Source organism: Rhizobium vallis, assembly GCF_003985155.1.
GTDB lineage: Bacteria > Pseudomonadota > Alphaproteobacteria > Rhizobiales > Rhizobiaceae > Rhizobium > Rhizobium vallis.
Map to the genome: position 1 here is coordinate 1 of NZ_ML133727.1, position 5,562 is coordinate 5,562.

The window sequence follows — 5,562 nt, forward strand, 5'->3', positions numbered from 1 at the left end:
GAACCAATGCTGGTTCAGGCATTCTGCACGGAAGCGGCCATTGAACGCTTCGATGAAAGCATTATCAGTCGGCTTGCCGGGGCGTGAGAAGTCCAACGTCACACCCTTGGAATAGGCCCGCAGGTCCAAGTCGCGCGACACGAACTCGGTCCCTTGGTCGACACGGATCGTTTTCGGATAGCCGGCTTTTTGGCACACCCGTTCAAGGGTTTGCACAACGTCTTCGCCTCTATAGCTATGACGTGGATCAAGCACCGGCACGTAGCGCGAGAAGGTGTCGACCACCGTCAGCACGCGCAGTTTCTTACCCGTTGCGAGTTGGTCGTGAACGAAGTCCATCGCCCACGTTCCGATCACCGCCGCTTCAAGTTCACAGCCGACAATGTTGCCATGCTGCTTAACCGTGACGTTCACAACCGTTTTCAATCCTCGAGCCGACAGGGCCTACACGGATCACGACCTTGGCGCCCGCCATAATCGAGCGTAAGGGCCATCAGTTCTCACTAGGTCAGCGTGCTTTCCCTCCTCAATGACCCGCCCCTTGTCCAGGACCACAATATTGTCCGCCCCACGAACGGTGCTCAACCGATGAGTGATGACTATGATGGTCTTCCCAGCGCGAGACAGATCCTCAACAACCCGCAGCACAAATTCTTCGGCTGCCGAGTCCAGAGAGGAGGTCGCTTCGTCAAGGATTAGAACGTCGGGATCCCGGTACAGGGCCCGAGCCAATGCGAGGCGCTGCTTCTCACCTCCGGAGAGGCGAACCCCGTTCTCGCCCAGATGGGCCTGGAACCGCCCGGGCCAGCGCTCGATGCACTCCCGCAGTCCTATTCGATCACAGATGCGTACGATCTTATCGAACTCCGGTTCGAACTCGCCCAGGGCGATGTTCTCGATCACGGAACCGGAGAAGACGTCTATCGATTGCGGTACTGCAGCCATGACCTTGTGCAGTGATGCGCTCGAGAAATCCTGGAGGGCATATTGGCCGATCCGAATGCATCCATCCTCAAGCTGGTAGACATTCTGCAGCAGAGCCGCAAGGGTGCTTTTGCCCGAGCCGCTCTCACCCACGACGGCCGTCAACTCTCCTTGGCGAAAGGAGACGCTTAGATCGCTGAAAACCTCCGCCTGCGCGCCATAGCGGAATGTGACGTTCTCCAGGCGAATATCTCCGAGATCGGTCTTCGTAGCATCGATGCCGCTGCTGCTTGCCGACTCCAGTTCAAAGATCTCGAAAAGTCTATCCGCCGCGATAAACGCGTCTTGAACGATCCGGTTGGTCTGGATCAGGCGGGCGACCGGCCGGGTGATATAGCCAAGCAACGTATAGCAGGACAGCAATTCGCCGGGCGTGACGGCCTGTTCGAGCGCAAGCGTGGTTCCAAACCACATCAGCACGATGGTGAACAGGACCGACAGCAACGTCGAGGCGTTGTCGCCGCAGATTGAGATCAGCCCGGAGCTGTAGACGGAATGCAGCATCTTTACGAAGCGGGTCTCCATTTTGAAGTTTGCGAAGCTCTCGACGCCGGAAGTCTTAATGGTGGAGACAGCTCCGAGTGATTCTACCAGTTGCGCCTCGAGTTTGGCGTCATTTTCCATGATGACTCGTTGGAGATTTCGATTCATCCGATTGATGGCCCAATATACCAGGATGTACATTGGAATGGCGAGCGCCACGATCAAAGCAATATTCCAGGAATAGATGAACATCATTCCGAACGAGAACAGTATCATTAAAATGTCAACAAACATGTTTATCGAAACGTCGTTCAGGAAGCTCCTGATTTTCACAGCGTCGTTCATGCGCGACACGATTTCTCCCATGCGCATGCTATCGAAGAACTTCTGGGGCAGGGCCAGGATGTGATTGTAATAGCCGAGGATCAAGCATACGTCGATCTTCTGCCCCGTCTGCAGGACGAGTCGGCCTCTTAGGAGGTTGATCAGGATCTGTATCGCTAGGATCAGCAGCATTGCGATGCTCATCAAGTTGAGCAGGTTGCGGTTTCCCGCTGGGATCACGTGATCAACGATCTTCTGAACGTAGATCGCCGTCGAGAGACTGAGGACGGTCGTCACAAGAGCGCCGACGAGAGCCTGCGCCATCACCGTGCGGTGTGGCGCGAGTAGGCGGGCGAATCGGGCGAGGGGCGACGTGGTCTCGTTTCGACGATTGAATGTGTCTGCCGGAACCAGCAAAACCAGAACGCCGGTCCATTGCTCCATGAATTCCTGATGCGGCACTTTGCAGATTTCGCCCAAGGCAGGGTCCATGACGATGACCCACTTGGCGTCGATCGCATGGACCACTACGAAATGGTGCAGGTCCTCCTTGACGACGTGCGCGATAGCGGGCTTGGGGATCTTGTACAGGCTGTCGAAGCCACCTTTGACGCCTTTCGCGATGAAGCCCAGCTTCTGCGCCGCTTCCGTGAGCCCCAGCACACTCGTACCGGAGCGGTCGGTCGACGCATACTGGCGGATGCGCGCCAATGGCAACTTGTAGCCATAGAAGGCTGCGACAGATGCGAGGCTGGCGGCGCCGCAATCCGTGATGTCACGCTGTTTGAACTTAATGGCCTTACTCGACATGGAGGCTCGCTGGCTGTTGGGACAATATTAGCGCCCCGCCAGCATCGGGTTGAGCCAATCGTCTGCCTCGTCGTAGAGCAGTTGCAGGAGAGTGCGATTGGCCAACAGAAAGCGAGCCCGCACGGTCATGCCTTTCTTCAGGTGGCCGATGGCCCCGCTTTTCAGCGCGAGTTCGCTGCGAGAGAGCGCGCACTGGACCTTGAAGACCGGGTTCCCGTCATGCAGAGTGAAGTCCTGCGCCACCTCGACCACCCTTGCTTTGATGACACCCCATTGGTTGTAGTTAAAGGCATCCACTTGGAGCCGCACCGGCTGACCAGGCTGCACAAAGCCAATGTCGTTGGGGGAGACGTAGATTTCCGCCACCAGATCGTCGTTCGGCGAGATCCAACCAACGGTTTGCCCGCTCTGCACGTAGCTTCCGTGCGCGAGGCCGGAGAACTGCTCGAGAGCACCCGATACTGGGGCGCGGATGCGGTGCAGGTCCCGTTCGTGCTCGAGCTGATGCAAGGTGGCCGTGAGTTCCTTTAAGCGCAGGTTAGCATCAAGGAGCTTCTGGTTCCAATCAGCGGTTTTGCGTCGCACGAGGATCTCGCCTTGGACCTCGATATTTTGGAGAGCGAAAGCCTTCTCGTCAACGGTCTTCGCCGGCGCCGCAGCAGCCGAGACAAGTCGCTTTGCGCGGTCGAGTTCCGCCGCGGCGTTACTGCGCGCATTTTGGTTCTCGCGCAGCAAGTTGAGAAAATGCACCCTTTCAGCCGTCGCGGATTCGGTTTGGAGGGGGGGCGAGACGCTGAGCCTTGCGCCGGAAGAAATCAGCGTTTGGAAGTCATGGGCAAGATCGCTCTTGGCATGAATGTCGGCTAAAACCCCGCTGAGCTTTTCCTCGATTACATGATCGTCAAAGGCGATTATTTCCTTCCCCTTAGCAACGACATCGTTCTCAAAGGCAAGGACACGGGAGATGCGTCCGGAGACGGGCGCTATCAGGGGCGTCTTCTCCACGATCGGGCGAATAGTACCGACACTCTGCATGGAGACCGGTATGGTAACGAGTGGCAGTGAGCCAAATGCCGCGGCGACGAAGAGCAAGATCGCCCTATAAATGCTCAAGGATCGTCCTGATCGTCGCGCCAGTATGCTTTCTGCGGTGCAGCTGGCCGTTTCAGCAGAAAGGGGAACTGCTAGTCTGTAGTCACTAGGAGCCATCGAGAGCCAGCTCGCTTATCAACCAAACAAGTGTCCGTAACGTCGCAAAAACAAGTAAACCCAAAAATACCAACCTCCGGAGGTTTCAGCTGCTTCTTGAGGGGTTAATTCGGTTACACGATAGGCTGCCATGTTGTTCATCATTGGTGTCTCCGTTCAGAGCTGGATTGAGAAGATGCCAAGGCCCCCGTTGGGAGCTCCTAGCGGCGCGCAACAAAAAGGTTCAAGATTCGTGCCAATGCAGAAGGAGCGAAAAGCATCAGAAAACTGTTCTGTATGTTATTCAATGGCTGCCCTAGAGCGCCGAGACGTGCCAAACCGCACATCACGCTGTCGCAAGCACGACAAACCGAGTAGGGTTCTGAATGAACGTCCTGAACAGGATCGACAGCTCCAAAGTTCGGTGGCGACGGTACAGTTGAGACTCGGCGCTCAGTAAGCGCGCCCCCATCCGCGTAGCCCCCATCGAGTTTGCCGTCGATTTTTGTTGCTGCTGATTCACTCTGAAACCTGGTGAATTGTTAGTGGCCCTCCGCACGATAGTGGGCGCGGATGCGCCGCTTGGTGCCGCGGGCCTTGTCCCTATTGGCAGATGCTATGGCCGGATGTGTCAAGTAAAAGATCCACCGGATGCGAAAAGAAACACGAGACCTATTGGGCAATGCTTGGGCGGGTCCCGACGCTATGGCGATCTCAGACCTGCACTTGTTCCGGCCCAGGCTGTGGCCGACAGCGATCGTCTCGCGGGGCCGTTGCGACAGGAGGATAGCTGGCAAATCTCAAGCTCACCTCGACATCCGGTTACGCGAGCTTGGCCGCGCCAGCTCGGGCTGTTACGATTCCGGGCGGCTCGATTGCGAAGGCGACGTCCAGACGTGGATGCTGCGACTGGCTTCTGCGAAGCATTCAGTCATCTGCGTACAGGAGCGCCCTGCGATGAACGTCATCCTCGCAGAAGAGACTAGCTTTGGCCTGCGCATGATGGCCGATGCCACAGACACCCACACCTTGTGGGTGTTAATCCGTGTTCGACAGTGGCATGTCGAGAGCGAAGCCTACGACCGGGCGCTAGCCAGGGTGGTCGAGGCGCAGGCGGGGTTACCGATCCATGGGCACTCCGGCTTCGAGCGACGGCCTATTATTTGCCGCCACAGCGCAAGGCGACGCCCTGGTAAACGTGAAATACGGCAGGATGCTAGGCCTTCAGGCCTACAGCCAGGTCTCGGATCGATACGGGTCGATCCGTCTGTCGTCCTCGTCGATCAGACGCTTGAGCCATTCCAGCGCCGCGATGGCGGACCCGATGTGCTGCATTATTCCGGAATTCGAGCAGGCTCAGCAGCCTCGGCAACATGCGTGGATAATGAAATGCCGTAGGAGGAACGTGGCACCGCCTGGGCTCGCTGCTTAGGAACCGCCAGTCTTGTATTTGCGGACCAGAGCCGAAAGTATCGCCTGTTCGGCAATTTCGGCACCGCTCCGTCGAGGGCCTTGATCGCGGACCCGGCGATGCGAGCCAAAAGGCGCTCCTCGCTGGCCCCTTTTCAATTTCTTGGCGATCGAGGCGACGACCCTACGTTCCCATTCGCCACCATCTTGTGCACTTTGATCTGAACCCTTCAAACTGGACCAGTTTTGGTTAGAGTTTTCCGGTGCATTTTCCTGGCTGGGAAAGGGACCAGAAGACGATGAAAGCGTCGCAGTTTTCGGACGCTCAGAAGGCGTTCATTCTGAAGCAAGGTGATGAAGGCG

4 protein-coding genes and 1 pseudogene are annotated in these 5,562 nt (G+C 57.1%); 1 reads left to right on the plus strand and 4 read right to left on the minus strand.

Annotated elements, in window-relative coordinates; all coding sequences use genetic code 11:
- From EFQ99_RS34675 to EFQ99_RS36135, 4 genes and pseudogenes are all read right to left on the minus strand, one after another.
- Positions 1–345 (minus strand): annotated as a pseudogene (locus EFQ99_RS34675) (DDE-type integrase/transposase/recombinase); the annotation flags it as partial.
- Positions 346–453: 108 nt separating this feature from the next.
- On the minus strand, positions 454–2,601 hold the full coding sequence (locus tag EFQ99_RS34680; RefSeq protein ID WP_097603729.1) for a peptidase domain-containing ABC transporter: 2,148 nt from the start codon (positions 2,599–2,601) through the stop codon (positions 454–456).
- Between the two features lie 27 nt (positions 2,602–2,628).
- Positions 2,629–3,714, minus strand: coding sequence for an HlyD family secretion protein (locus EFQ99_RS34685; RefSeq protein ID WP_008533948.1), 1,086 nt, complete (start codon positions 3,712–3,714; stop codon positions 2,629–2,631).
- 114 nt (positions 3,715–3,828) lie between these two features.
- Positions 3,829–3,954 carry a hypothetical protein gene (locus tag EFQ99_RS36135; protein WP_004676277.1) on the minus strand — a complete coding sequence of 42 codons (126 nt, stop codon included), beginning with the start codon at positions 3,952–3,954 and terminating at the stop codon, positions 3,829–3,831.
- 792 nt (positions 3,955–4,746) lie between these two features.
- On the opposite strand from EFQ99_RS36135, the gene EFQ99_RS36395 reads away from it, so the two are divergent.
- On the plus strand, positions 4,747–5,187 hold the full coding sequence (locus tag EFQ99_RS36395; RefSeq protein ID WP_004676276.1) for a Tn3 family transposase: 441 nt from the start codon (positions 4,747–4,749) through the stop codon (positions 5,185–5,187).
- Positions 5,188–5,562: the final 375 nt, after the last annotated feature.